Source organism: Thermosynechococcus sp. QS41 (genome assembly GCF_031583515.1).
Lineage (GTDB): Bacteria > Cyanobacteriota > Cyanobacteriia > Thermosynechococcales > Thermosynechococcaceae > Thermosynechococcus.
This window is the reverse complement of sequence record NZ_CP134181.1, coordinates 1,428,643-1,455,447: the sequence shown is the minus strand read 5'-3', so window position 1 is coordinate 1,455,447 and position 26,805 is coordinate 1,428,643. Positions and strand designations below refer to the sequence as shown.

26 protein-coding genes and 1 tRNA gene are annotated in these 26,805 nt (G+C 53.9%); 14 read left to right on the top strand and 13 right to left on the bottom strand.

Going from position 1 to position 26,805, the window contains the following annotated elements; all coding sequences use genetic code 11:
• The 7 genes from RHJ80_RS07080 (at position 1) to psbZ (ending at position 5,142) form a co-directional block, all read left to right on the top strand.
• On the top strand, positions 1-831 hold the full coding sequence (locus RHJ80_RS07080; RefSeq protein ID WP_315862881.1) for a HEAT repeat domain-containing protein: 831 nt from the start codon (positions 1-3) through the stop codon (positions 829-831).
• A complete protein-coding gene (locus RHJ80_RS07075; protein ID WP_302677894.1) occupies positions 828-1,469 on the top strand; it encodes a HEAT repeat domain-containing protein in 642 nt (213 codons plus the stop codon). Before RHJ80_RS07080 ends, RHJ80_RS07075 begins: the two co-directional genes overlap by 4 nt.
• 15 nt (positions 1,470-1,484) lie before the next feature.
• Positions 1,485-2,318, top strand: a complete 834-nt coding sequence (locus RHJ80_RS07070; RefSeq protein WP_206199555.1) for a phycobilisome rod-core linker polypeptide — start codon at positions 1,485-1,487, stop codon at positions 2,316-2,318.
• A gap of 3 nt (positions 2,319-2,321) precedes the next feature.
• Positions 2,322-3,062, top strand: a complete 741-nt coding sequence (locus RHJ80_RS07065) for a phycobilisome rod-core linker polypeptide (RefSeq protein ID WP_302676357.1) — start codon at positions 2,322-2,324, stop codon at positions 3,060-3,062.
• A gap of 33 nt (positions 3,063-3,095) precedes the next feature.
• A complete protein-coding gene (locus RHJ80_RS07060) occupies positions 3,096-3,851 on the top strand; it encodes a phycobilisome rod-core linker polypeptide (protein WP_206199553.1) in 756 nt (251 codons plus the stop codon).
• Between the two features lie 131 nt (positions 3,852-3,982).
• Positions 3,983-4,837 (top strand): M23 family metallopeptidase, encoded by an 855-nt coding sequence (locus tag RHJ80_RS07055; RefSeq protein WP_310800647.1) that lies wholly within the window; start codon positions 3,983-3,985, stop codon positions 4,835-4,837.
• Between the two features lie 116 nt (positions 4,838-4,953).
• The gene (psbZ, locus tag RHJ80_RS07050; RefSeq protein WP_181496775.1) at positions 4,954-5,142 is read left to right on the top strand and encodes a photosystem II reaction center protein PsbZ; all 189 of its coding nucleotides are present in this window, start codon (positions 4,954-4,956) and stop codon (positions 5,140-5,142) included.
• On the opposite strand, the gene RHJ80_RS07045 is transcribed toward psbZ, so the two are convergent.
• From RHJ80_RS07045 to RHJ80_RS07025, 5 genes are all read right to left on the bottom strand, one after another.
• Positions 5,139-5,915 carry an RNA methyltransferase gene (locus RHJ80_RS07045; RefSeq protein ID WP_315863370.1) on the bottom strand — a complete coding sequence of 259 codons (777 nt, stop codon included), beginning with the start codon at positions 5,913-5,915 and terminating at the stop codon, positions 5,139-5,141. The two genes, psbZ and RHJ80_RS07045, sit on opposite strands and share 4 nt — an antisense overlap.
• The gene (locus tag RHJ80_RS07040) at positions 5,915-6,607 is read right to left on the bottom strand and encodes a type 1 glutamine amidotransferase (protein ID WP_206199551.1); all 693 of its coding nucleotides are present in this window, start codon (positions 6,605-6,607) and stop codon (positions 5,915-5,917) included. The genes RHJ80_RS07045 and RHJ80_RS07040 overlap by 1 nt, the downstream gene beginning before the upstream one ends.
• An 8-nt stretch (positions 6,608-6,615) precedes the next feature.
• Entirely contained in the window at positions 6,616-7,086 is a 471-nt protein-coding gene (locus RHJ80_RS07035; protein WP_302676360.1) for a CAAD domain-containing protein, read from the bottom strand.
• 129 nt (positions 7,087-7,215) lie between these two features.
• Positions 7,216-8,652 (bottom strand): circularly permuted type 2 ATP-grasp protein, encoded by a 1,437-nt coding sequence (locus tag RHJ80_RS07030; RefSeq protein ID WP_399363684.1) that lies wholly within the window; start codon positions 8,650-8,652, stop codon positions 7,216-7,218.
• A gap of 25 nt (positions 8,653-8,677) precedes the next feature.
• Complete coding sequence (locus RHJ80_RS07025; RefSeq protein ID WP_206199549.1) at positions 8,678-8,905, bottom strand: hypothetical protein; 228 nt, start codon at positions 8,903-8,905, stop codon at positions 8,678-8,680.
• A 258-nt stretch (positions 8,906-9,163) separates the two neighbouring features.
• On the opposite strand from RHJ80_RS07025, the gene ffh reads away from it, so the two are divergent.
• The gene (gene ffh / locus RHJ80_RS07020) at positions 9,164-10,573 is read left to right on the top strand and encodes a signal recognition particle protein (RefSeq protein WP_302676361.1); all 1,410 of its coding nucleotides are present in this window, start codon (positions 9,164-9,166) and stop codon (positions 10,571-10,573) included.
• 12 nt (positions 10,574-10,585) lie between these two features.
• On the opposite strand, the gene RHJ80_RS07015 is transcribed toward ffh, so the two are convergent.
• The 3 genes from RHJ80_RS07015 to RHJ80_RS07005 form a co-directional block, all read right to left on the bottom strand.
• Positions 10,586-12,175, bottom strand: a complete 1,590-nt coding sequence (locus RHJ80_RS07015) for a glycoside hydrolase family 57 protein (RefSeq protein ID WP_206199547.1) — start codon at positions 12,173-12,175, stop codon at positions 10,586-10,588.
• A gap of 219 nt (positions 12,176-12,394) precedes the next feature.
• Positions 12,395-13,333: a cobalamin-binding protein gene (locus RHJ80_RS07010; protein ID WP_310800075.1), complete on the bottom strand. Its 939-nt coding sequence runs from the start codon at positions 13,331-13,333 to the stop codon at positions 12,395-12,397.
• Positions 13,334-13,344: 11 nt separating this feature from the next.
• Positions 13,345-13,417 (bottom strand) — tRNA-Phe (locus tag RHJ80_RS07005).
• Between the two features lie 169 nt (positions 13,418-13,586).
• Here RHJ80_RS07005 and RHJ80_RS07000 point away from each other — a divergent pair.
• The 4 genes from RHJ80_RS07000 to RHJ80_RS06985 all read left to right on the top strand — a co-directional run bounded on the left by RHJ80_RS07000 (position 13,587) and on the right by RHJ80_RS06985 (position 17,206).
• Entirely contained in the window at positions 13,587-15,221 is a 1,635-nt protein-coding gene (locus RHJ80_RS07000; protein WP_310800645.1) for an alpha-D-glucose phosphate-specific phosphoglucomutase, read from the top strand.
• Between the two features lie 5 nt (positions 15,222-15,226).
• Positions 15,227-16,540 carry an exonuclease subunit SbcD gene (sbcD, locus tag RHJ80_RS06995; RefSeq protein ID WP_310800643.1) on the top strand — a complete coding sequence of 438 codons (1,314 nt, stop codon included), beginning with the start codon at positions 15,227-15,229 and terminating at the stop codon, positions 16,538-16,540.
• 85 nt (positions 16,541-16,625) lie between these two features.
• Positions 16,626-16,958: a Uma2 family endonuclease gene (locus tag RHJ80_RS06990; RefSeq protein WP_310800642.1), complete on the top strand. Its 333-nt coding sequence runs from the start codon at positions 16,626-16,628 to the stop codon at positions 16,956-16,958.
• Positions 16,959-16,966: 8 nt separating this feature from the next.
• On the top strand, positions 16,967-17,206 hold the full coding sequence (locus RHJ80_RS06985; protein ID WP_310800641.1) for a Uma2 family endonuclease: 240 nt from the start codon (positions 16,967-16,969) through the stop codon (positions 17,204-17,206).
• Between the two features lie 299 nt (positions 17,207-17,505).
• Here RHJ80_RS06985 and RHJ80_RS06980 read toward each other — a convergent pair whose 3' ends face one another.
• The 3 genes from RHJ80_RS06980 to RHJ80_RS06970 all read right to left on the bottom strand — a co-directional run bounded on the left by RHJ80_RS06980 (position 17,506) and on the right by RHJ80_RS06970 (position 22,551).
• The gene (locus RHJ80_RS06980) at positions 17,506-19,926 is read right to left on the bottom strand and encodes a CHAT domain-containing protein (RefSeq protein WP_310800639.1); all 2,421 of its coding nucleotides are present in this window, start codon (positions 19,924-19,926) and stop codon (positions 17,506-17,508) included.
• Positions 19,927-19,956: 30 nt separating this feature from the next.
• The gene (locus RHJ80_RS06975; RefSeq protein WP_310800637.1) at positions 19,957-21,291 is read right to left on the bottom strand and encodes a DUF1822 family protein; all 1,335 of its coding nucleotides are present in this window, start codon (positions 21,289-21,291) and stop codon (positions 19,957-19,959) included.
• A gap of 102 nt (positions 21,292-21,393) precedes the next feature.
• Positions 21,394-22,551, bottom strand: a complete 1,158-nt coding sequence (locus tag RHJ80_RS06970; RefSeq protein ID WP_310743580.1) for a sigma-70 family RNA polymerase sigma factor — start codon at positions 22,549-22,551, stop codon at positions 21,394-21,396.
• Between the two features lie 290 nt (positions 22,552-22,841).
• On the opposite strand from RHJ80_RS06970, the gene RHJ80_RS06965 reads away from it, so the two are divergent.
• Positions 22,842-23,729, top strand: coding sequence for an MBL fold metallo-hydrolase (locus RHJ80_RS06965; RefSeq protein WP_206199539.1), 888 nt, complete (start codon positions 22,842-22,844; stop codon positions 23,727-23,729).
• Positions 23,730-23,733: 4 nt separating this feature from the next.
• Positions 23,734-24,438, top strand: a complete 705-nt coding sequence (locus RHJ80_RS06960; RefSeq protein ID WP_302677882.1) for a triacylglycerol lipase — start codon at positions 23,734-23,736, stop codon at positions 24,436-24,438.
• Here the strand turns inward: RHJ80_RS06960 and trmB are convergent.
• Both trmB and RHJ80_RS06950 read right to left on the bottom strand, forming a co-directional pair.
• On the bottom strand, positions 24,435-25,076 hold the full coding sequence (gene trmB / locus RHJ80_RS06955) for a tRNA (guanosine(46)-N7)-methyltransferase TrmB (protein ID WP_302677881.1): 642 nt from the start codon (positions 25,074-25,076) through the stop codon (positions 24,435-24,437). The two genes, RHJ80_RS06960 and trmB, sit on opposite strands and share 4 nt — an antisense overlap.
• 154 nt (positions 25,077-25,230) lie before the next feature.
• A complete protein-coding gene (locus RHJ80_RS06950) occupies positions 25,231-26,676 on the bottom strand; it encodes an ammonium transporter (RefSeq protein ID WP_206199537.1) in 1,446 nt (481 codons plus the stop codon).
• Positions 26,677-26,805: the final 129 nt, after the last annotated feature.

The window sequence follows — 26,805 nt, the reverse complement described above, 5'->3', positions numbered from 1 at the left end:
ATGTCTGGAGAGGGAATGACGGCGGTCTCTGAACCGGTACAACTGACGGTTCCCCAAATGCTGGCGCAGCTTCAGGGGACGGATACCAGTCTCCGCTACTATGCGGCGTGGTGGCTGGGGAAGTTTGGCCTAGAAACAGCAACAGCAGCGGAGCGGCAGGCGATTGTGGCCGCCTTGATTGCTGCTTTGGCCGATGAGGCCGATCGCACAGAATTGGGGGGTTACCCTCTGCGGCGGAATGCCGCCCGTGCCTTGGGCAAGTTGGGCGATCGCCAAGCCGTACCGGCATTAATTGAGTGCTTGCGCTGCGAGGATTTTTATGTCCGTGAGGCGGCGGCCATTGCTCTTGGTCAGTTGGGAGACCCTCAAGCGATCGCGCCCCTGCAATCGCTCCTAGAAGGGGGTGTGGCAATGGCGCGGCTCGTCCCCGGTCGCCCGCATCTGGTGCAGCCAGTGGAAGCCGTGATTGAAAGCTTGGGTCACCTTGGTGCCACTGAAGCCATTGCCCTGATTGAGCCATTCTTGGCTCATGAAATGCCGCGAGTCCAATTTGCCGCTGCGCGGGCACTTTTTCAGCTCACGGGAGCGGCCGAGTATGGCGATCGCCTGCTAGCGGCTCTCAACAGTGAGGATGTGCAACTGCGACGGACAGCGCTTCTGGATTTGGGAGCGATGGGCTATCTACCCGCAGCAGAGGCTATTTTGCAGGCGGGTGTTGAAGCGAGCTTCAAGCTCATTGCCCTCCACGGCATCCTCAGCCAGCAACTGCGGCAGGCCGCCCCAGCCGAACAGACCCTCTCCCTCTTTCAAGGATTGGATCAACTGCTGTGAGTGATCTCCATACCTATATCCATGCCGTTGAGACCGCCACCTCTGCTCCTGCCCTATGCGAGGCGGTGGTTCAGCTTGCCCAGCAAAAAGACACCGCTGCTATTCCCACGCTGATTGCAGTTTTGGGGTACAACAACCCCGCTGCTGCCCAAGCCGCTGTGGCAGGCCTCATTGCCCTTGGGGATGCGGTTGTGGAGCCGCTGTTGGCACAGTTGGATGGATACAACTATGGTGCCCGTGCCTATGGGGTGCGAGTTTTGGGGAGTATTGGTCATCCTGCCGCCCTACGGGTCTTATTGGCTGCCGCGCAGTCGGATTTTGCCCCCAGTGTTCGCCGCGCCGCCACAAAGGCCTTAGGAACGCTCCGCTGGCAGTTAATCACTGAAGAGACGGCAAGAGAGGCTCAATTAAGGGAAGCACTCACAGTTCTTCAACGCAACAGTGAAGCAGCGGATTGGGCGGTTCGCTATGCCGTGGGTGTTGCCCTCGATCATCTGCATCAGCAGGCGGCTGCTCGCGCCCTTCGGGAAGCGGTGCGTTTCCTCCTCAATCATTTGAGCGATCGCGACCCCGACATTGTTGTGCGTTCCCGTTGTCAACTTGCCCTCCAGAGGGACTCTCTGTCCATGCACACCTAAAAGGATTGGAAAGTTATGTCGTTACCCTTGCTGGCTGTGAAGCCCAGAACCCTTGACCAGCGGGTGGTCAGTTATGAAGTCCCCGCCGAGGATGATCCCGTCATCTACCGCCTCACCGATGCCACCGATGCCGCAGACGTGGATGCCCTGATTTGGGCAGCCTATCGCCAAATTTTCAGCGAGCACCTGATTTTGGACTCCTACCGTCAGCCCTTCCTAGAATCCCAACTGCGCAATCGTGCCATTTCCGTACAGGATTTTATCCGTGGCTTGGGTAAGTCCGAGGTCTATCGCGAGCAAGTGGCAGCCGTCAATTCCAATTACCGCCTCGTGGATGTCTCCTTCAAGCGATTCCTTGGCCGCCCCACCTATGGCCAGCAGGAGCAGATTGCTTGGTCGATTATTCTAGCCACCCGTGGCCTAGAAGGATTTATTGATGCCTTGGTGGACAGCGATGAGTACCAGCAAAACTTTGGTGCCGATATTGTCCCCTACCAACGGCGGCGGCGCATGGCGCGTCCTTTTAACCTCGTTAATCCCCGCTACAGCGACTACTGGCGCAACAAGGAAATGTCCCTCAGTGGTCGTTCTTACTATCAAGTGCGCTACTACACCGCAGGGCCACTGGACAAGCAAATTATCCGCGGCGCGATTCCAGCCAACTTCCTCTCTATGGCGCGTTCAATTGTGGTGCCTACCCTCGATACTCAACGCCATGTGGCACGGGCCACCTCCAGTTTGGTGACGGTTCCCAACACCGCCCAAGAGCGGGATCTACCGCCGACACCGGTCAAACCTGTGCCCGTTGCGTTGCCCTATCGTTATTTGCCCTCTCAACCAAAGGTGTAAGCCATGACGATTCCCTTGCTGAGCTATGCCCCTAGTTCCCAAAATCAGCGGGTACCGGGCTATGAAGTGCCCAATGAAGACACCCCTTGGCGCTATTCCCTTGAGGATGCAGTGGATCAGTCGGATATTGATGAACTGATTTGGGCAGCCTATCGCCAAGTGTTTAGTGAACACGTTGTCCTCAAGAGTACCCGCCAGCCCCATTTGGAGTCCCAACTAGCCAATCGTGCCATTTCGGTACGGGATTTTATTCGCGGCTTGGCCAAATCGGAGACATTCCGTCGCTTGGTGGTGGAGACGAACTCCAACTATCGCTTGGTGGAAATTGCCCTGAAGCGGCTCCTTGGGCGTGCCCCTTACAACAAAGATGAGGAACTGGCGTGGTCCATTCGCATTGCCACCGACGGTTGGCAGAACTTTGTGGATACCCTTGTGGATAGTGACGAATATACGCAAAACTTTGGCGATAACACCGTGCCCTACCAGCGTCGTCGCTATAAAGATCGCCCCTTTAATCTGGTGACCCCTCGCTATGGTGACTACTGGCGCGATAAGTTAGAGAACAGTCGCTACAAGTGGGGCGACATTCGCAATTTCTTGGAGATGGCACGATCAGTCAAGGTGACACCTGTGCAATTCAAGCCAGTGTCCACGGCCAATGTGCAAATCCCCGATACCACGCGGCGCGATCGCCCGACTGTACCGGCGTCGATCAACCCGACGGCGACCTTTCCGCTGCGCTAGCTATTGTTTCACTCTTTGACTTGGGAGAGATCCATGGACTTACCTCTACTCGCCTACAAGCCGACGACTCAAAACCACCGCGTCGCTACCTTTGGCATTGCCGATCAAAACGAAGATAGCCCCTATATCTATCGTCTTGAGGATGCGGCCTCCTACCCGGAAATCCGCGAGGTGATCTGGGCCTGCTATCGGCAGGTGTTTAGTGAGCATGCCACCTTAGCCTTTAACCGTCAAATCACCTTGGAATCCCAATTAGTGAACCGAGTGATTACGGTGCGGGACTTCATTCGCGGTCTGGCCAAATCAGAGCGCTTCTACAATACGGTGGTGGCTGTGAACGACAACTACCGTTTGGTGGATGTGTGCCTGCGGCGGTTCTTGGGGCGCAGTGCCTACAACGAAGAGGAAAAAATTGCTTGGTCAATTAAAATCGGCACCCTTGGCTTCTATGGCTTTGTCGATGCCCTCCTCGACAGTGAGGAATACACCAATGCCTTTGGTGACTTTACGGTGCCCTACCAGCGCAAGCGGATGGAGGGACGTCCCTTTAACCTCGTGACGCCGCGCTATGGCTTTGAATACCGCGACAAAGTGGGCACCACTACCACCGATTGGCGGTTTACGCTGGAGAAATTCTACGATCGCAAGTTCCAAGAGCGGCGGCTACCGGAGGGCGACCCCCGCAAATACCGCGATTTGGCAGCAGCGATCGCGCCCAAGACTCGCTATGCCCAGCAGTTGCGTGCTGCTGATATTGATTACTTAGCCAAAGTGCCCCGCCGTCGTTAAATTACGCCCAAGGATGCTTTAATCATCCAGCCGTCGGTAAATTTACTGGCGGCTTTTTCTCATTCGTTCCTGCTTGGAACCCCAGTGCATTTTTGCGTGTCCAATCTAGAGGCTCATTGTTTCTTGCCGCTATGCGCGATTGCCTTTTCCCGTGGCTAGTACCTGCCATTATCACTGCCACCATTCTGCCCGCCAGTAGTCAAGTTACGATTCCAATTACGGTCACCGTCAGTCCCGATCGCCCTGTTTTGGGAGATACGCTGGCCATTGTGGTCAACGCTTCAGAACAGCCCACGGTCGAGGTGGCGGGCAAAGCGCTGCCGGTCTTTTCCATTGGGCCACAGCAATGGCGTGCCTTTGTGGCCACAACACCACTCCAGACCCCCGGCCGCCGTTCATTGGTGGTTCGCTCAGGAAATGAAACCCGCAATATGCTTCTGTGGGTGGGCGATCGCTCCTTTCCTGTGCAAAGGATTTGGCTCCCACCGGGCAAAGACGCCTCAGGAACGGATTTGGAATTTGATCGCGTGGATGCCTTTAAGGCACTGGTCACCCCCGAAAGACTCTGGCAAGGTGCCTTTCGCCGCCCCAACAGTGGCCCTGTGACCACACCCTACGGCGTACGGCGGTACTACAACGGGGTTTTGGCCAAGGACTACTTCCATCGTGGTTTGGACTATGCAGGCCCCAAGGGATCACCCGTAGTAGCGGCGCAGCGGGGGCGAGTGGCCTTAGTGGGGCGAGAATCCCAAGGATTTCTCATCCATGGCAACACGATCGGTATTGATCATGGGCAAGGGGTGCTGACGATTTACCTGCACCTCGATCAAATTCACGTCCAAGAGGGACAAATGGTTGAGGCAGGGCAAGTCATTGGTACGGTTGGCAATACGGGTGCCTCCACAGGACCCCATTTACATTGGGGACTCTACGTTAATGGCGAGTGCGTCGATCCGCGATCGTGGCTGGCTCAGGGTTGGCAGTAGTTGCGATATAACTCGCTTCTGAGCCTAGTTTAGGGTCAACAAATGGGGGATAATGCTAGTTCAGAGGTAGCCGCTTCGCTACCATTGCCGCTGATAAGATTTGGGAGTTAGCAACAATGACGATTCTCTTTCAACTGGCTCTTGCTGCCCTTGTCATCCTCTCCTTTGTGATGGTGGTGGGTGTGCCAGTGGCCTACGCCTCTCCCCAAGATTGGGATCGCTCAAAGCAGTTAATTTTCCTTGGCTCTGGGCTATGGATTGCCCTAGTGCTAGTGGTAGGCGTTCTCAACTTTTTTGTGGTTTAGTTCAGCCAGCGTTGGCGATAGACTTCGTACAAGAGCACTGCTGTGGCGATCGCCACATTGAGGGATTCAACATTTGGCTCCTGAGGAATCCGCAGTGCCGTAAACGTGAGATCTTGGTAGGCCGGGGGTAACCCTTGGCCTTCATTTCCCATGACCAGTAAGGTCCGTTGACGAAAATCCGCTTGCCAATAGATCAGTGGCGCGGTTGGTAATGTGACGACTATTTGCCATCCTTGGGCTTGGTAGGCTTTGAGAGTGGCCAAACCATCGCTAACAGTTTGCATCGGTAGGCGAAACCACTGGCCGGCACTGGCACGCAACACTTTTGGATGGGTCATGTCCACGCAATCGGGGGTCAACAATAGCCCCTCAACACCCACGGCGGCAGCGGTACGAATAATCGTTCCCAAGTTGCCCGGATCCTGAAGCGTGACTAAGCACAGACCTAAACGCTGGAGTGGCAAGGTAGGAAGGGGTGTATAGTTGGCAACAGCAACAACGCCATCGGGAGTGGTTGTCGTACAGAGGGCAGTCAGTACCTCTTCACTGACTTCAACGGTGCGATCGCTCCTATGGACAACCTGCTGCCAAAATGTTGGCGACTGCTTTGCTTGCCAAGCGCTGGTATAGCAAACCACCGATAAGCGATAGCCGGCTGCCAGTGCCTCTTGGAGCAAATGAGTCCCCTCTAAAAGCAAGTGCCCTTGGCGATATTTGCGGTGGTGCAGCCTACGGATCGAGCGCACCAAGGGATTCTGCCGACTGGTAATGATCACGACTGAATCCAGCGCTCAAGTAAACGTTCCAGATAGGGAGTCAAGAGTGCGGTTTGCGCGGCTTGAGCTTGAATCTCTGTGGCGGATTGAATGTAAGGGCCGGGGACTAGCTCGTGCTGACAGTGCTGAATCAACTCCCCAAGGCTAGCGGGGGTCACTTCTAAGTGAAACTGAAGACCAACAACGCGATCGCCCCACAAGAATCCTTGTTGCGGACAGGTGGCACTTTTGGCGAGGGGCATCGCATCCGGAGGGAGGCTAAACATCTCCCCATGCCAATGCAGCACCGTCAGTTGGGGTGGCCAATCCTGAAACCAAGGATGCGCTTGGGCGGCTGCTGTCAGTTCAATGGGAAACCAGCCGATTTCCTTCGTGGGTGCTGGGGTGACCTCTGCCCCTAGGACTTGTGCCAAGAGCTGAGCACCAAGACAAATCCCGAAAATGGGTAACCCGTTGGCGATCGCTTGGCGCAAAAAGGCCTTTTCAGACCCTAACCATGGATAAACAGCCTCATCGTGTACCCCCATAGGGCCGCCCATCACAATCAGCGCATCCACCTCCGTCAATGCGGGTAGCGGCTCGCCTGCATAGAGATGACTGCCTTGCCAATCAAAACCACGGGCGATCGCCCACTGGGCAATGTAGGCAGGGGTCTCAAAGGGCACGTGCTGGAGATAATGCAGGCGCATGAACTCGCTTAAGAAGAACTGCCGCCTTCATTCCCAAGGATACGGGATTTATACTCATTCACCTTTTGGCCAAGTTCACGGCGACCGGACTCAAAGAGGACATAGCGATAGAGAAACCAACAAGTGTAGCCAAAGCCTACGAGTTCACAGGTCGGGCCTAGGAGGGGAATGGCATTCACTACTTCCAAAATGGCAACCGCTAGTGCCACAAAAGGAATGGTGGCAAGAATGATGAGGAGGGTGCGCAGGGGCTGCTTGTATTCACCCACAAATGCACTAACCTGATCGGGGAAGACCGTGAGGAGCCAATAGAGTTTTTCACGAGCCTGTTGCCACTGTTCATCCGTGAGACCGCCCACCTTCGGCGGCGCTGGCTGAGACTCTACTTCCGCTAAGGGTGCTGGTGCCGGCGTTGGTTCAAAAATAGGCTTTTCCGTATGGGTAGTTTCTGTGGTTGGGGATGTCTCAAATTCATTCATGTGCTTAAGTTCCTTCAGTACCTCAGCAAGTTTAGGCTAAGTTCACCGATCAGCGTTGGCTAATAGCTAATAATTGTTTAACATAGGTGGTGCCTTACCGCTAGCATCCCCTGTCCCCAAAAGACGGCTCTAATCATTAAGCACCCAAGTATCCTTGCTCCCGCCCCCTTGGGAAGAATTCACCACCAATGAGCCACGCTTCATCGCCACCCGCGTCAGACCACCGGGATGGACATAAATTTCCTTGCCGTACAGGATATAGGGGCGTAAGTCCACATGGCAGCCGACAATTTCATCCCCCAGCAGGGTGGGCACGCGCGACAGCGAAAGGGTGGGCTGGGCAATGTAGTTGCGGGGATTGGCTTTGATGCGCTCTGCAAATTCTGCCCGCTGCTCAGTCGTGGCTTGGCAACCAATGAGCATGCCATAGCCGCCGGACTCGTTGGCAGATTTCACCACGAGGGAATCGAGGTTCTTGAGCACATGATCCAACTGTTGTGGCTCCCAACACAGGTAGGTGGGCACATTGGGTAGTAGGGGTTCCTCACCGAGATAATAGCGAATCATTTGCGGCACATAGGCATAAATCACCTTGTCATCGGCCACGCCAGTTCCGAGGGCATTGGCGATCGCCACCCGCCCTTGGCGATAAACCTCCATCAGACCCCTGACCCCCAGCATCGAATCAGGACGAAATACCGCTGGATCAATGAAGTCATCATCAATGCGGCGATAGACCACATCCACGCGCTTCAGACCCTTGGTTGTGCGCATTTGTAGGTAACCATCAGCCACCACCAGATCCCGCCCTTCCACGAGCGTTACCCCCATTTGCTGAGCAAGGAAGGAATGCTCAAAATAGGCGGAATTGTACATCCCCGGCGTCAGTACCACCACGGTCGCATCCGGTAGGCCGGGGGGCGCAAGGTTCAGCAGCGTTTCTAGGAGACGGCTGGGGTACTCGTCCACAGGTTGAATGTGCAGTTCTTTGAAGACAAGGGGAAACGTGCTTTTCATCACGCGGCGGTTTTCCAGCACATAGGAGACCCCCGAAGGGCAGCGCAGGTTATCTTCTAGAACATAGAAGGTGCCATCGCGATCGCGCACTAAGTCGGTACCCGTAATATGGCACCAAATGCCCCCCGGCGGCTTCAGGTCGTGGCAGGGACGCAGATAGCCCTTGGCCGACTCAATGATTTCCCGTGGGATGACACCATCCTTAATAATTTTTTGCTCACCATAGACATCAGCAATAAATGTATTGAGCGCCGCAATCCGTTGCTTGAGACCCCGTTCAAGGGCTTGCCACTCTTGGGCGGGAATGACCCGCGGCAGAATATCAAAGGGCATGATCCGCTCGGTGCCCTCGGCAGCACCATAGACCGTGAATGTGGCGCCAATGTTAAACATCACCTGTTGGGCGGTTTTTTGGCGCTGTTGCAGTTCTCCCGCTGGCAGCGATCGCACCCGTTGTAACAGCGGTTCAATAAAAGGTCGTGGTTGGCCTTTGGCTAGAAACCACTCGTCGTAAAAGTCTTCCGGATCGTAGTTCTCAAATTCCAGCATTGATATTCCTTGGTGGCGATTTCCCTCAATGGTCTTGCTCGAGAGGAGTCGGCAAATCTGACACCGCCACTAAATGAAACCCCATTTGACAGCGAAAGTGTTGACATCCCGCTTCAGCAGTACTCCCTAGAGGCGCCCCACAACGGAGCTGACCCTCCTGCCAGCGGGGTTTGCCTTGGCGATCAGCAAACAAGCAGGATTGACACACAGACTGTGACGGTAAAATCTGATTTTGGGTGAGGATCACAAGCATTGGACACCTCCCGCCGATCAGAGCCTTTAATAGGCCGTCTTTATAGAACCTGATAAAAATAAAGACTCTAACCCCAATGTTTTTATCTTACCGTGAAAGCCTAGCGGATACGGTTGACGACCACTGCTAACTTTGCTACAAATTGCAACTCGCAGCCCCTTGCTTAAATCGGCAGCCAAGACGGTATGGGGAAGACGGTTTGCTACGATAGATACTCTAAGATCAATGAAATTCTTGTTGCCCCTTGAGCTGTAATCCATGTTTGACGCCCTTGCTGAACGCCTTGAATCTGCTTGGAAAACCCTACGGGGTCAAGACAAAATTACCGAAAACAATATCCAAGAAGCTCTTAGGGAAGTGCGCCGTGCCCTGTTAGAGGCCGATGTCAACCTCCAGGTCGCTAAAGACTTTATTGAAAATGTGCGTCAGCGGGCGATCGGTGCTGAGGTCATTGCCGGGGTTCGTCCCGATCAGCAATTTATCAAAATTGTTTACGATGCCCTTGTTGAGGTCATGGGGGAATCCCACAGTCCCCTTGCTCACGTGGAGCCACCCCCCACGATTATTCTCATGGCCGGTTTACAGGGAACGGGGAAAACCACCGCCACAGCAAAGCTCGCCCTGCACCTGCGCAAAGAACGCCGCAGCACCCTCTTGGTGGCCACCGATGTCTATCGTCCCGCTGCGATTGATCAGTTGATTACCCTTGGCAAACAAATTGACGTGCCCGTGTTTGAGATGGGTACAGAAGTTAGCCCCGTGGAAATTGCTCGCCAAGGGGTGGCCAAAGCCAAGGAACTCGGTGTGGATACCGTGATTATTGACACAGCGGGGCGCCTACAAATTGATGCCGAGATGATGGCAGAACTGGCGGCCATTAAAGATGCGGTACAACCCCACGAAACCCTCTTAGTAGTAGATGCGATGACGGGGCAAGAGGCGGCCAACCTCACCCGTGCCTTCCATGAGCAGGTGGGGATTACGGGAGCCATTCTCACCAAACTGGATGGGGATACACGCGGCGGTGCAGCTCTCTCGGTGCGTCAAGTCTCCGGACAACCGATTAAGTTTATTGGTGTTGGTGAAAAAGTCGAGGCTCTCCAACCTTTCTATCCCGATCGCTTGGCCTCTCGCATCTTGGGGATGGGGGATGTCCTCACCCTTGTCGAAAAAGCCCAAGAGGAAGTGGACTTGGCCGATGCCGAAAAAATGTCCCGCAAAATCCTCGAAGCCCAGTTTGACTTTGATGACTTCCTCAAGCAACTGCGCCTACTAAAAAATATGGGTTCCCTTGCGGGAATTATGAAGCTCATCCCCGGCATGAATAAAATTTCAACGGAGCAACTCCAGCAGGGCGAAGTACAACTCAAACGGGCGGAAGCAATGATTAACTCCATGACCCGCGAAGAGCGTCGCAATCCTGAACTTCTCGCTAGCTCCCCCAGTCGCCGTGAACGGGTTGCCAAAGGTTCTGGTTATCAAGTAGCCGATGTAACAAAGTTGGTCAGCGATTTCCAGCGGATGCGATCCCTGATGCAGCAGATGGGTCAAGGGGGCTTTCCGGGAATGGGTATGCCGGGTATGAACCCAATGGGTCGAGGGGGTCGTGCTCAGGCTCCCAAAAAGCCCAAGAAGCAAAAGAAACGCAAAGGCTTTGGCGTTCTTTAACCACTGCCCCGACTACAAGGGGCGATAGACCCGATAGTTAATGTGGGGAAAGATATTGTCAATGGCTTCCACTTTTTCCAGCCAACCCGCATCAATTTTTTGTGCCTTGATGTCATCATAGAGCTTGTGGAAGCGCATCAAGTGGCTACGGGTGCGGCGAACCGCATAGGGTACCATCGTTCCCGTCCGCATAATAAAAGCCCAGTCTGAGGATTGGGCAAGGAGTAATTCCCGTGCCGCTTGGTTGAGGGCACGCCAACTCAGTTCATCCCACGGCTCCCCCTTGGCCAGTTCAATCATCCGTTCAGCGGCCTTATGGAGGTGGGGGTAAATCCAAGCATTGGTGTCATTCAGCCAGTATTCATGGAAGCCCTTGTAGCCCCAACTGGACTGGGACGGACGGCACACCTGCTGGGTGGGATGGGCGCGCAAATAGTCTGCCAAGTGGGTCATGGCAAAGGTGTCTTGGTCAAACCACACTTTGCGGAAGAGAAAGTCAAGGAACCAAGGCCCTTCGTACCACCAGTGACCATAAAGTTCCGCATCGTAGGGAGAGACCACAATCGGCGGGCGCTGCATTAGGTGGTATAGGTAGCGAATTTGGTTTTCGCGGTTAAACATGAAATTGGCGGCGTGCTCGGCTGCTTTTTCCCGAGCCCAGTAGGGGTCATAGAGCTGCTTCTCTCCCAGTCCTAGGCCACGACCCGTAATTTTGTGGTACTTAATTCCCGTATTTTTGCGTTGGCCATTGGGCATGATGTAGGGCTTGATGTATTCGTACTCCGCTTCCCACCCCAAGTCCTTGTAGAACTCACGGTATTCAGGCGCTCCCGGATAGCCCACCTCCGATGACCACACCTGCTGTGAGGATTCATGATCACGGCCAAAGGCAGCCACCCCAGTTTCGGTGAAAATAGGCGCATAGGTGCCAAAGCGAGGCCGCGGACGGGCATAGAGAATACCATGGCCATCAGTAATGAAATAGCGCAAACCCGCATCGGCCAGCATTCGCTCTAGGCCTTCGTAATAGGCGCATTCTGGCAGCCAAATGCCCTTGGGCGGGCGGCCAAAGGTTTGTTCATAGTGCTCACAGGCCACTTGCAGTTGTGCCCACACCGCTTGGGGATACATTTTCATGAGGGGCAGGTAGCCGTGGGTGGCACCACAGGTAATGATTTCAAGGTTATTGGTGTCTTGAAACTGCTTAAAGGCCTTGACGAGGTCGCGATCGTAGTTTTCCCATGTCTGCCGTACGCGGTTGAATTCTTGGGCATAGTGCTCGGCAAGGTAGCGGATGTGGCCATTGTAGGTATTGCGCTCTACCTCTAGTTCTGCCAGTTCCTCTAGTTTTGCCAAGTGCTGATCGTAGCGTTCCTGAAGTAGCGGATCCCGCAGCATTGAAATTAATGGCGGCGTCATACTCATTGTGATTTTGAAGTCCACGCCGTCACGCTTTAGCCCCTCAAACATCCAGATCAGGGGCACATAGGTTTCGGTAATTGCCTCAAAGAGCCACTCTTCTTCTAAAACGTAGTCACTCTCGGGGTGGCGGACAAAGGGGAGGTGAGCATGCAAAACCAGCGCTAAATAACCAATTGCCATAGGAAGCTTGCCTATTTATGTATTTGGGACAACGGCAGGGGATCAATGAGATCAGTTGAGTTTCCCTCATCTTAGGCGAAATAGCCAAATCTGCAACGGGTAATTTTTATCTTTTCTTCAGATTTATCGTTGGTGCCATCCTCCTGTGATTGATGGCGCGTACAGCTGCCCTTTGCTGAAATAGGGGATAGGAAATCAAATCCTTGCCGGCACTGGCTTTTACAGCTGTGAGCGTGTGCCATCCTTGGGAAAAGGGCTGTAGGGTTGCCAACCCATGCCTTGAAATTTTGGTTCTTGGGGTGGGTGGAGAATCTCGACAAGAATTTCAAGGGAATCCACTAAGCGGGGGCCGGGGCGGTTGAAATAGGCGTTGCCATCAACAATGTACAGTTGACCTGTTTGCAGGGCACGCAATTGCTGCCATTGGGGATAAGTGTGCAAGGCTTGGTCAAGTTCTTGACGGCTGCGTTCGAGGTCAAAGCCACAGGGCATGACAATGATCACCTCCGGGTCGATCGCCAGAAGTGTTGACCACTCAATGTAGGGGGAATGTTTTCCTGCTGTACCGAGGACATTTTCACCCCCCGCGAGGGCAATCAATTCCGGTACCCAATTGCCACTGGCCATGAGGGGGTCAATCCATTCAATGGTCGCGACTTGCCGCCGCGGGCGATCGCTCACCCCTGCTTGACAGGCATGAATTCTGGTGTGTAGCGAATTCAGTAGGGGGTCGGGAGAGACACCGAGGGCAAGACCCACCCGCCGAATATCCTGCCAGACATCCTCAAGGCAATGGGGTTGGAGGGAAATTAACTGCGGTGGTGGCTCAAAGAGTCTGGCGATCGCCCCCTGCACCTCTGCCAAGGTTACAGCACAAACATCGCATTGATCTTGGGTAATGATGTGGGTCGGTTTTAGTGCTTGCAGGGTCGCCAGTTCCAAGTCATAAATGCCCAGAGCCGATCGCAGGAGGTCTTGAACCGCCCGATCAATTGCTAAACTTGACTGCTGTGTATCTAACCTTGCCCGTGTACAAACAGGCAATGTCTTCACCTCTGGCGGATAGTCACATTCATGGCTACGCCCCACAAGAAACGGTGTCAATCCTAGGGCAGCAACAATTTCTGTGGCACTCGGTAGGAGCGAAACGAGGCGCATCTTGTCGGCGATGCCAGGAGCCAGAATTGAACTGGCGACACGAGGATTTTCAGTCCTCTGCTCTACCAACTGAGCTATCCCGGCTTGAAAGTGCTTCATGATTCTAGCAAGCGTCTAGGTGCGATGACAAGTCTCTCAGAAAATCAATTAGGGCAAACGCATACTATCGCATACTATATGGAAAGGTCTTGACCACGATTCTGGAGCCGACTAAGCTGCCCTTATAGTGACAGTCCCCTTGTGGAGCCTCCTAATGGGTATTCAAGTTGTTGCCACCACTCCCTTCAAGGATCAAAAACCCGGCACCTCTGGGTTGCGTAAGGCGGTACCTGTTTTCCAGCAGCCCCATTATCTGGAAAACTTTATCCAAGCGATTTTTGACACCATTGAGGCACCGCAGGGGCAAACCCTTGTCCTAGGGGGTGATGGCCGTTACTTCAATGCTGAGGCGATCCAAGTCATCCTCAAAATGGCTGCAGCCAATGGCTTTGCACGGGTCAAGGTGGGGCAAAATGGCATTCTCTCAACGCCAGCCGCCTCCTGTGTGATTCGCAAGTATGGGGCGATCGGTGGCATTATTCTCTCAGCCAGTCACAACCCCGCAGGGCCACAGGGAGATTTTGGCGTTAAGTTCAATATTGCCAATGGCGGGCCTGCGCCAGAGAAAGTGACCAACGCGATCTATGAGCGGAGCCTTGCCCTCACCAGCTACAAAATCTACACAGCCCCCGATGTGAATCTGCACACCCTTGGGGAGTTTCCCTTGGGTGAAATGATTGTTGAAGTCATTGACCCCGTCGCCGATTATCAAACATTGCTGGAGACTCTTTTTGACTTTGATCGTATTGCTGAGGTCATTCGCACCGGGAAGCTGCGCCTTGTCTTTGATGCCATGCACGCGGTTACGGGACCTTATGCCCATCGGATCATTGAAAAACGCCTAGGGGCACCCCAAGGCACGGTGCAAAATGGTGTGCCGCTACCGGACTTTGGTGGTGGTCATCCCGACCCCAATTTGGTCTATGCCCATGACTTGGTGCAGCAACTCTTTGGCGAGCAGGCTCCTGATTTTGGTGCGGCCTCCGATGGTGATGGCGATCGCAACATGATTTTGGGGGCACACTGTTTTGTTACCCCCAGTGATAGCCTAGCCATTCTGGCCGCCAATGCCCAACTGGTGCCCGGCTACAAAGACGGCTTAGCGGGGATTGCCCGTTCGATGCCCACGAGTCAAGCGGCCGATCGCGTTGCGGCCAAGCTGGGGATTGACTGTTATGAAACCCCCACGGGCTGGAAGTTTTTTGGCAACCTCCTCGATGCCGGTAAAGTCACCCTCTGCGGCGAGGAAAGCTTTGGTACCGGATCAAACCATGTACGCGAGAAAGATGGCCTCTGGGCTGTGCTTTTTTGGTTGAATATCTTGGCTGTCCGCCAAACCTCCGTGGCCGAGATTGTCAAAGCCCATTGGCAAACCTATGGCCGCAACTACTACTCCCGCCATGACTACGAAGGCATTGAGAGCGATCGCGCCCACACCCTGATGAGCCAACTGGAGCAAAAACTGCCCAGCTTCGTGGGTCAGACCTTGGGTGCCTACACCGTGGCCACTGCCGATAACTTTAGCTACACCGATCCAGTGGATCACAGCGTCAGCCAAAATCAAGGGATTCGGCTGATTTTTGAGGATGGCAGTCGCATTGTCTATCGCCTATCGGGAACGGGAACCCAAGGGGCAACACTCCGGGTCTATTTGGAGCGCTTTGAACCCAATCCTGGCCAGCAGCACCTCGATGCCCAAGTAGCACTCGCCGATTTAATTCAACTGGCCAATGAAGTGGCGAATATCCAAGGCTTAACGGGGCGCGATCGCCCCACGGTCATCACCTGATCGCTATGAAAATTCTCCATGTGTCCGATATTCACCTAGGCAGTGGCCTCAGTCATGGCCACATTAACCCGGCCACCGGCTTGAATACGCGCCTTGAGGATTTTATTGCTGCTCTGGCCACCTGTATTGACCGTGCCCTCAGTGAACCCGTTGATCTGGTGCTCTTTGGCGGTGATGCCTTTCCCGATGCCACGCCACCCCCTCTCGTCCATGAAGCCTTTGCCAGCCAATTTCGCCGCTTGGCCGATGCCCGCATTCCCACGGTTTTGCTGGTGGGCAACCACGATCAGCACGCCCAAGGACAGGGGGGCGCCAGCCTCAGTCTTTATCGCACCCTTGGGGTGCCTGGTTTTATCGTGGGCGATCGCTTGGCTACCCATCGCATTGAAACTCGCCGCGGCAGTGTTCAAGTCATTACCCTCCCTTGGTTAACGCGATCTACGCTCCTCACTCGGCCAGAAACCAGTGGCCTTTCCCTTGCCCAGGTGCATCAACTGCTCCTAGAGCGGCTGCGCCTTGCCCTTGAGGGGGAAATTCGCCAACTTGATCCGGCCTTGCCCACTGTCTTACTGGCCCATGCCATGGTGGACACCGCCCAGTACGGCTCTGAACGCTATTTGAGTGCCGGCAAAGGTTTTACGATTCCCCTGAGTTTTTTGGCGCGCCCCTGTTTTGACTACGTTGCCCTTGGCCATGTGCATCGCCATCAAGTCCTGTGTCACGATCCACCCGTGGTCTATCCCGGCAGCATTGAGCGGGTGGATTTTGGTGAAGAGGGGGAAGAAAAGGGCTATGTCTTAGTGAACCTTGCTAAGGGCAAAACAGAATTTCAGTTTTGTCCCCTACCCACCCGCCCCTTCCGCACCATTCGTGTGGACTTAACCGAGCTGGAACTGGATCCCCAAGCCGCCCTCTTGGGGGCGATCGCCAGCGGGGAGATCAGCGGGGCTGTGGTGCGGGTCATGTATCAACTGCGCCCCGATCAAATTCCCCTGATCAACCTCCATGAACTGCAAAAAGCGCTTGAACGTGCCCACAGCGTCAGCCTTCTGCCTCAACTGGTGAATAGCCAGCCCATTGCCCGCCTGCCAGAAGTTGCCCTCGAACAGTGCCTTGACCCCAGCCATGCCCTGCAACTCTATCTGGATCATCACCCTGACCTTGAACCGCTGCACCAAGATCTGCTAGCGGCACTCCAAACCCTTAATGGCCACTCTGAAGAAGAGAGTCAAGACACTCCAGAGATGCCGCGATCGCCTGAAGGGCGCGCTGCGCGAACGCCCGAACCTGTGATTCAGCAACTGAAATTGCTCTCCTAGCCTGAAGTTAAGCTTTGACTCAAGTCCGGTAGGCTAGGCTGGAGTTAGGCATTAAAAATTGTGTTTGAATTTGCGAGATTCAGCCATGACTCAGACTCCCGTTAGAAAGGTTACCTTTGCGGAGTTCCTTGATTATGATGCGGCAGATCATCGCATTGAATTAGAAAATGGCGAAATTATTACCATGCCAACCGGTAGCCCCCTACATATCGCAATTATCCGATTTTTATTCACCACGCTTGAAAACGAAATTAAGGGGAATCATTTACCCTTCGAAATTTTCCCCGGTGGCATTGGCGTGCGCACTGGCCTGCGAACATCACGGGAACCAGACTTATGCATTTTGCACCGCGAAGACTGGGACGCTCTGCGCAAACAAAATCTGCTTCGGCGATCGTCGAACGCCCACCGCTTTTAGTGGTAGAAGTGGTTAGTCCGGGCAATGGGAATCGCGATCGCCCAAAGGGCGCGCTTCGCGATCGCGACTATCACACAAAACGTCGAGAGTATGCCGAAATGGGCATTCCTGAATATTGGATCGTTGACCCTGAAGAACAAAAGGTGGTGCTTTGCGTTGTAGTCGGTCAATCTTATCAGCTCACCGAATTGCAAGGACAATCCCTAACTTCGATCAACGCTACTCCCGCAATTGGTGTTGAGGGCTGAGCAACTCTTCAACCTTGAGCACCCCCCAAAGCAATGGTCACTTTTCTCAGAGGTTAGGGCGAAAGCCCACGGCGTGGAATCTGAGGGAGACAGGGCAAGAGGGTGCTCGGCATCTTGGGCAAACTTTTTCTTCTAGCTTGTTGACATTTTTTCTCATCTGTCTTAGGCTAAGTTTTAGTGTTCTCCTCTCTGAGGAATCGGCAGGCGGGGTCAGTCATTGCGACGACCCCATTTTTTCTTTAGTCGCTACGGTTGATCCTCAGAAAGCGCTCGATCTCCCGCCCCTTCGGGGAAGTTAACTATTGCCAAAGATTTGCAAATTCTTGGTAGGGAATATGGCGGCTACAGTACCACAGCACGGTATAGGGAGCCATCAGGTAGGGTTCTTCTTGCGCCTTAAAAACCGCAATTTTCTGGCAAACCCACGGGATGACTGTAGTTGAGATGTAGGGAGTTAGGGGCTGCTGCAATTCATCGAGAGCCGCTAGGCCATAGTAAAAGCCGAGAATATCTTGGGTTTCCTGCGCCTTGACCAAGAGCGATCGCAGGGTCGCCAACACAAGGGGATGCTCAGGGGAAATGCGGTGAAGGGCACGCACCGCCGCCATCAATGTTTCCAGATCGTAGGCCTGCTGCTCAATGATTAACTCAAGGGTGTCAATGGCTTGGGGATGATTCGGACTAACCATGCCAAGGGCGCCGGCAAGGGCAATCTGGTGGGACTGCACCGTGGCCAAGCCCAAATAGCGCTCTAGTCGGCCAACAACCTCCCACTGCCGCACCCCCGCTTGGTGTAAACAGCGACTGGCAAGGATCACATCCTCTAGGTATGAGGAGTTACGAAAAATTTCTAGGGCAACATTGCTAGCTTCAACCGCCCAACGGCCCTTTGCCGTAATCAGAACAGAGGCGATCGCCAGTTTCAGGCGGTTAGACTGTTGGGGATAATGGAGCAGCCGCTGTAAAAACTGCTGTAGGCGCTCTCCCGTGGTGCTGTCCCAAACGCTCCTGACCAGCTTGGCATCTAGCTCCTTGAGAAATTGCTGACACTCCGCTAATAGCTCTTCGCGCACTTGGGGCTTGGTGTCTTGGCGTAAGGTATCCTCTAAAACTTGAAACGCTGTACTGAGGTGGCTGACATTGGGATATTGCTGCGCAATTAAAAAAGCGGCACGGACACGGGGGAGGCCCCGCTGCTCCACCACCAAGGATTCCAAGTAAGGCAGCAGCTGTTGGCTAGAGATCCGCGGTAGAAGTTGCCGAGCCTCAGCCTCTAGGGCAGGAAAGAAAAAGGCCAACTCCGCTTGAGGGGAAAAGCCACCGATAGTGCGTTCGAGGCCGCAGACCCAGTGGGCAACATTCGCAAAGGCATCTTGGTAGTTTTGCTGTGGCCTTTGGGGACTGCAACCCCCAGGAATTGCTGTCACCCAGCGACTAGGATCTTGGGCGTGGGGCAGGAGTTGCGCCAGTTCCAGTTGCCAGCGACACCAGTAGAGGAATGCGGGAAATTTAGAAACCCTTGGGGAGGAGCGATCGCCCCCAGACACACCAACTGTAACAGCAGGGGCTTCTGATCGGCGTAAATGGTGCCAGTGGGGGCAGCGCGCTTGGGGATGGCGGCAAATTAAGGGCAGCGCTGATGTGCCCGGCAGATGATCATCGCAGCGACTCAGTTCGCGTAATTGCGATCGCGCTTGAGCTACAGCGGCATAGAGATCTGCACCGCCGTGAAAGTTCTGTAAAAAGTACTTCAAAAACAACTCAGCGGCAATATTCGGAACCGCTTCGCGCATCACGATCGCGTGGGGCAAGCCCAACTGAATCAAAAACTGTCCTAGGGGAATACTGTCGCAGGAATTAAAGATCGCCAGTTGCAGCCCCTGCTTCACTGCGGTTTTAAGCGTCTCATAAAGCCTGTAAATCTGTAATGGTTCCTCTTCATTGTTGATAATAATGCCATTACCCTGACTATGCCCAGCAAAAAAGAGAATGTCCCAGGGCTGACACCACAGGGAATAGAGTTCACTTAATTGGGGCGATCGCAGGCAGTGGAGTTCGACATTGGGTAACGCCCTGAGAGCCTCAAGATCCCCCTTGAGATCAAGGTCGCCATTCGCGCCAAAAATTGCCAGAATCCGTACTCCCTCATGGTGCGCTGTCGAAGACTTCAGGGACTGATACACCATTGGTGAAAACACCACATCCAGATTGCTGTGTTGGCGAATCGGTGTCCAGTCGTGCCATGGATAGTGCCACAGTTCAACAAAATCTGTCTGCACAGAAATGCGGTGAATCTCGTTCATCGGCGGCGGCAAGATAAAGTTGCCTAGGCCAAAAAATGAAGTCTGCTCCTTAGAAAGTGAAGTTTGCTCATTGATCTGTTCCTCGCAGAGATAACTGATGCGCGTATTGTGCAACCACGTGCCAAGGGTAGTCACAAGGTCAGTGTAGTTTTGCCGTACCTCTTTAAGGAGGGTGGGTTGCTGAGTACCAATGTTCGTAATCTGGTTACCGCTAGCCCCCAGACGAGTATTCTTCGCATAGCCGTGATAGGCGTCGCGCCACTGCCGATACCGGTGCGGAAGGTGAGGCATTGCTGGAAACTCTACAGGATACACCCCATAGGCATCCACTTGGCTTTCTGTCCCCAATAATAGGCGACCCTTGAAGGAATGCTGCTCAAGGCAACCCCCGTAGATTTCGAGACAGACGTGTTTCATCGCAGCGGCAATCAAAAAGAGCCAATGCAGCTAGACAACAAAAGTTTCCGTGATTTTAGCATCTCCATAGGCCAATGTGATGCCAAAAGTTTCGCCAATTTGTCCCCAAAACTTGTACTGCACCGCTTGATCCTGCTGCCGACTAGTGACTTGGGCAAAGGTATTGCCATTGGCCTCAGTAATCATCAAAACCAAGTCTGGGGGCAAGGTTTCACCTACCTTGAGGGCAGTGACGCGCACAAGAATATTGGCAGACATCGTATCTCGCGGCAGTACGGCCATGACCAAGCCGAAGGACTGTCCGCCGAGGGCAAGACCCAAGTCCACGGTACGAGTTTTCCACACCCCTGCTTCTGGGGCAGTGGCATCTTTAGCGTGGAGATATTCTGCCGCCATCCAGCGCAATCCTTCATCGGCAGTGGTGGCAATCAGGTCTTTGAGGAGGGCAACCGCTTGGCGACAATCCTCCGTTTCCAAGGCTTGGCGTAATTGAGCTTGAGCTTGCATGGCTTCTAAGGTGTCATTGGAGCGCAATGCCCACTCTGGCGATGTCCAGCCCAGCTTCCAACTGATGTAGGGATTGAGCATTGCGCCCTCCGCCAGCAACTCCTGCGCCTCTTGCCACACTTGACCCAACAGGTTGCTCACGCCCTTGGTCTTGGCATAAAGCCAGAGACTCAGCCGCTGCGGATGACAGGCCAAAAAGAGATCAAGGCGATGGCGAGGTTGCCCAATGATGTGCAGCCATTCCTCTAGGGGCAACACCAAGCGGGGCAAGAGCATCTCACCACTGGCAATTTGCTGAAGCGTGGCTGTGGGAATCGCAGTTGCGGCAGGTGATGGAACAGGGATGTGATGGCAGGCCGGCAAGGCAGCGAGGAGGGGCACATCTTCGATCATGTCCTCGCGATCGAGGGTGTAGGTACGGCTCAAGGCATCAATGGCAGAACGATTCACACTGCTAGTCGGTGCATAGCCCCAGAGTCTGACCTGCGCTTCTTCAGCAAAGACTTGTACGCCCAAGATGTAATCGGGTTTCCAAGCGGCAATGTGCAACCATTCCTGAGGAATGCGGCACTCGTCAAGCTCTATAGAAGTATCAGGCACAATCAACACTTGACCGATGGCGGTCTTCAGCAGGGTGCCGTTGACAAACTCCCAGAAGATGGGCAGTTCGACGGTGGAGAGGAAGGGGTCGGCACTAATGCCCATTGCTGCGAACCAGTCACGCACAGCTACATAGGCCATCGCATTTATTCGCACACTGCCACGACGGTAAGCGCGGGCGGCCGCTGTGATCTGCTCGATCCACTGGCGATCGCCAGCATCTGCTAAATCAATGTGAACGTGTTCCGTGTGCGCCATCGGTGGCGCATCTATAGCAGTGAGAAACGAAAGTGATAGCGATGTCATGGTTCCTTACCTAAGTACAACAACTCCCAAAAGTTCATACCGTTTACAAAACAGTCAAAATGCACCCTCATAACGACAGTGTTCTGCCATACCTACCTGATCACACCGCTGACAAGACCCTGCTAACACTTTATAACCCTCCTTCAACCACAGGTTGACAGCCACTGTTGCCTCCTTAAGGCGTTCAGGATGCGTGGGTTGGTTAAGGCCGGCGAGTACCGCTTTCGCCAAATGACCACGAATCCGCTCTAGGGCACGAGACACTTGATATTGTTTTGCAAAGCCTAAGTGCTGGGCAATTGCTTGTTGGCTGACCTGCTCGCAATAGTACAGACAAAACACCTGACGACTAGTGTCATCCAGTGCTGCAATCGCATTTTTCATCATTTCAAAGACCCGTTTAAGGGTTTCCTGTTCTTCCTGTTTCAGGGTTGCTTCCCAAGGCGTATTTCTTCCTTCTAGGGTGTCCCAAAACCTTTGCTCAGCAGGATTCACCACCTGTGGTTGGCGATAAGCTCGCAAGGCAGCGATCGCTGTGCGGAGCAGGGTTTCAACTTCGCTAGGGGTTACAGCGGGGAGATCAGGACAACATTGACGATAGGTTTTAGCCACCTGAGCCAGCAGTGCCTGATCGGGAGCAGTGGTCTGATCCGCCAACTCCTGCCACAATTCGACAAGGGCACAAACTTGACGAACTCGATCTTCTGTGTATCCTTGGTTCCCCAAGGCTGAGGAGAGAGAACGCAGACCACTGTGTTTGAGTAGGCCCCAATCTGATTTCCGAACCCCCACCAGCGCAGCATACACACCGTCATAGATACGGAGATAGGCATAGGTGGATAGCCGCGTACCCCGCCCGGGCTTAAATTTGCTCAATAACTTGAGGGGATCATTAGTGAGACAGCAAGCCTGCTGAAAACAGTCACTGACCTGATGCATCCCGCCCAGTTTCTCCCGCAGGGTCATGGCTACAGACCAACTAGTTTCTTGGAGATAGCAAAATAGACCCCGCTGCCAGTACTGGGCATCATCATGGTTCGGCTGACTCTGTAATTTTTGGAGGAGGAAGACAGCCGTCGACTCTGGCTCCTCGAGGTTGTACCCCGCTGCTGTGAAGTAGGCCTGTAGTTGGCGATCTCGATACCAGCGCGGGCGATCGGAACCGTCAAATCGGAGCAAAGCAATGAGTTTATCGCAGGGTTGGCGTGTCATCAATCGCTCTCACTAGATATCAATCAAAGGACAACCGTACGAAGAAACGTGACTGCCTGTTTTATTCACTCCTCATTATTCATCCATCCTCCTGTTACAACCCTCTATTCATTTATCCAATGGCGTTTTTACAAATATGCACTCGCCTTGCAGATTTTAGAAAAAATTTTTCACCAACCTTCGTGGCGGCTAGCCCCCACTCTATCAACTCCTAGCGTCACAGGGGGAGGATGATCCATATCACAAGTCAAGCGTGTTTTCTGTGGCACACTACGATCAAGATTTGCGATATGCCCATGTTTAACCCACTCACCATTCGGTTTTGGGGCGTGCGCGGCAGTATTCCCTGTCCCGGTTCCCACACTGTCCGCTATGGCGGTAACACTCCCTGCGTGGAAATTCAAGCTAATGGTCAACGCATCATTTTTGACGGCGGTACGGGTTTACGGGTTCTGGGGGAGCACTTAATGAGTCAACATCCGGTGGCGGCACATTTATTCTTTACCCATACCCACTGGGATCATATTCAGGGTTTTCCCTTCTTTCAGCCCGCCTTTGTACCGGGGAATCAGTTCCATATCTACGCAGTGCCGGGGAAAAATGGTCAGGGCATTGAACGACGACTGAATGATCAAATGCTGCACCCCAACTTTCCTGTCCCGTTGCAGATTATGGGGGGAGATTTGCGTTTTTATGACTTGGAGGCGGGCGAACAGGTACACCTAGGCGGCGGTGTGGTGGTGAGTAATGAAGCCCTGAATCATCCGGGTGGGGGGGTGGGCTACCGTGTGAGTTGGCAGGGTATCCATGTGGCCTATATCACAGACACGGAGCATTTGCCTGATCAGCTGCATCCGGGGGCGTTTGCCTTGGCCGATCGCGCCGATGTGATGATCTACGATGCCACCTATACCGATGAAGAATACTATCACCCGCAGCAGAGCAAGGTGGGGTGGGGGCATTCCACATGGCAGGAGGCGGTTAAGCTTGCCCAAGCCGCCCAGGTCAAGCAACTGATTTTGTTTCACCATGACCCTAGCCATGATGATGACTGTCTAGATCGCATTGGTGAGTTGGCACGGGCACGATTTCCGCAGACGCTGTTGGCTCGCGAGGGGCTAATGATTTCCGTCTATCCAAATGTGATACACTTCCCGGCGACGCCTCAAGCAAGTTAGTCCTGTGTTGCCTGTCGTTATTTTGCCGGGATATTTAGCGGCTGCCCCTGAGTACTACCCACTGCGGGATTATCTGCGGCAATTGGGGTTTGTGGCGGAGGTGGTGCCCCTCAGGGTACGCTCGTGGTTTCCCACGTTGGGGGGGCGATCGGTGGCGCCAATTTTACAGGCCTTGGATACCACCATTCAGCATGTTCTGAATGCAACAGGGGCGTCCGCCGTGCATCTCATTGGCCACTCAGCGGGGGGCTGGATTAGCCGCATTTATCTAGGGGATCAACCCTATGAAGGCCAAGTTTGGGCGGGTCACAAATGGGTGCACACGCTAATCACGTTGGGTACTCCCCATCGGAGTCAGGAGCGTTGGACGCGCCGCAATCTTGACTTTGTGAACACCACCTACCCCGGCGCCTATTACCCCAAAATTCGCTATGTCTGTCTGGCGGGCAAGGCTATCTATGGCACACCACGCGGTTCGTTTGCCAATTGGTTTACGTATCAAAGCTATAAACTCACCTGTGGCGAGGGTGCCTGTTGGGGAGATGGGGTGACACCAGTGGCAGCAGCCCACCTTGAGGGGGCAGAGAATCTGGTCTATGAAGATGTGCTCCATGCGCCTCGCAGCCGCTTGCGCGATCGCCCCGATGCCCCTTGGTACGGCTCCCCAGCAATTGTCGCTACTTGGCAGCAGTATTTGAAAGCCAGTTAGAGGGCACACCGCTCAAATTGCCAGCGGTAAACGGGTAATCCTTTACTGAGGACACATTTTTCCCGTTCTGTCGCGACGGGCCAAGGACTCTGGGGTAACCAATCGGTACAGGTTGAGCTAAAGGCGGCATGGGCACGAAACTGTTGCACCATTGATTCAGCCACCTCAAAGACATCTGACTGAAGGACAACACGCCCACCAGCGGGCAGGAGTTCGGCAAGGGTGGCCACCAGTTCAGGGGTGACGACGCGGCGTTTATGGTGACGGCGCTTGAACCACGGATCTGGAAACTGAATCGTGACGGTGTGCAGGGGGAGTCCGCCGAGGATTTTGCCCAAGTGGACATTGGCATTGCCCCAAAGGTAGTGGAGGTTCCGAAGTTGCTGGCGATCGCGCCGCTCATTGGCTGCCACCACCAGCGGGTAGCGAATTTCCAGACCCAGAAAATTTTGCTCTGGATACAGTGCTGCCATTTCTAACAAGAACGTGCCCTTGGCACAGCCAATATCGAGATGTAAAGGCTGCGAAGGTTGCTCGTAAATCGTTGACCAATCGGGAACAGCAATGTCCTGCTGGAACTTTTGACTGAGAGGGTTAACGTGTTGTCGCACCCGTACCGCCATGGCGCGATCGCTCATCCAAAACTCCCTAATGTACTGCCGCTATAGCGTAGCGTATATCACTGCAAAGTTAGAAAAAAACTGCCCTCAAACGCTGAGGACAGCAAAAACCACCTAGGGCAATGGGATCGTTCAGCGGCGTGGTACGACCCCAAACTTATTGGCAGGCGAGTTACTCCTTCAAGAAACCGCTGTAGGCTTCCATGCCATGCTCGCCGATGTCCAAGCCTTTGAGTTCCTCTTCTTCGGAAACACGAATGCCAAGCGTTTGTTTCAGAGCCAGCCAAAAGATACTGGTCAGCAGTACAGTAAAGCCACCGACTGTTAAAATACCGATAATCTGAGCAATCAACTGAGTCACTCCGTGGCCGGTGAGCAAGCCTAACTCTTTGTCAAACAAGCCAACAGCTAAGGTACCCCAAGTGCCGCAGACCAAGTGGACAGAGGTGGCACCAACGGGGTCATCAATTTTGATGCGGTCAAAGAAAAGGACAGAATAGACCACAATCACACCGCCAATGGCACCAATGATCACGGCACTCCAGTAAGACACACCTGCACAGGGTGCTGTAATGGACACTAATCCCGCCAGAATACCGTTGATAATCATGGAGAGGTCAGGTTTACCAATGGCTAGCCAAGCGGTAATTGTTGCCGCAACCCCACCGGCTGCCGCCGCCAAGTTTGTTGTGACTGCGATGTAGGGTACAGCTTCATTTGCGGCCAGTTCAGAACCAGGGTTAAAACCAAACCAGCCGATCCAGAGGATCAAACACCCCAGCATGGCAAAGCCCATGTTGTGGCCGGGCAACGCCCGAGGCGTACCATCTGCGGCATACTTGCCAAGCCGTGGTCCTAGGAACGCAGCGCCCATCAGTGCCGACCAACCGCCTACGGCATGAACCACCGTTGAACCGGCAAAATCCTTAAAGGCAATATCTGGGCCAAGGAAACCAATGTTGCTGAGAAGGCCACCCCCCCAAACCCAGTGACCCGTAATGGGGTAAGAGATACCAGTGAGCAGGAGGCTGAAAATCAAAAAGTCAACAAACTTGATCCGCTCGGCCACTGCCCCAGAAACAATGGTGGCTGCGGTTCCTGCAAAGGCAGCTTGGAACAGAAAGGCCACAGCGATGGGTAAGCCCTCCGGAAAGGGATCAAGACCGTAGGTTTCGGGGTTTTCACTACTGAGGAAAAAGCCCCCCAGGCCAATAAAAGCATTGCCCTCGGTACCAAACATGAAAGAGAATCCGATCGCCCAGTAGGCAAGGGTGGCCAAGGCAAAAACAATGAGGTTCTTAGAAAGAATGTTGACAGCATTTTTCTGGCGGCAGAAGCCAGTTTCCAACATGCCGAAGCCAGCATTCATGAAAATCACCAGAATGGCTGCAATGAGTACCCAAATGGTGTTGAGTACGCCTTGAACGTCTTCAGGAGTGAGGGGTTTATCCTGTGCCTGAGCAGCCACTCCCCAAACAGCCACAATGATTAAAGCTAGGGGAATGCAGGCGACAAGGGCTGGCGATCGCCAGCGGAAATTGGGCTGCCGGTCAAGGTTGCGTAACGGGCGCTTTTGCCGTCTCGCACGTTTCAGTTTTAACTTGGACATCGCTTTCATTCTCAACGATTATGGAGTAGAGTTGCACATGAGTTCAGCGGAGGAGAAATCGCAGTTGCGGCACCATCGCGCCAGAAAGTGATCTGGCTGTTGTTTGGCTGGAGCTGAGCAAAGCATTGACCCGCAATT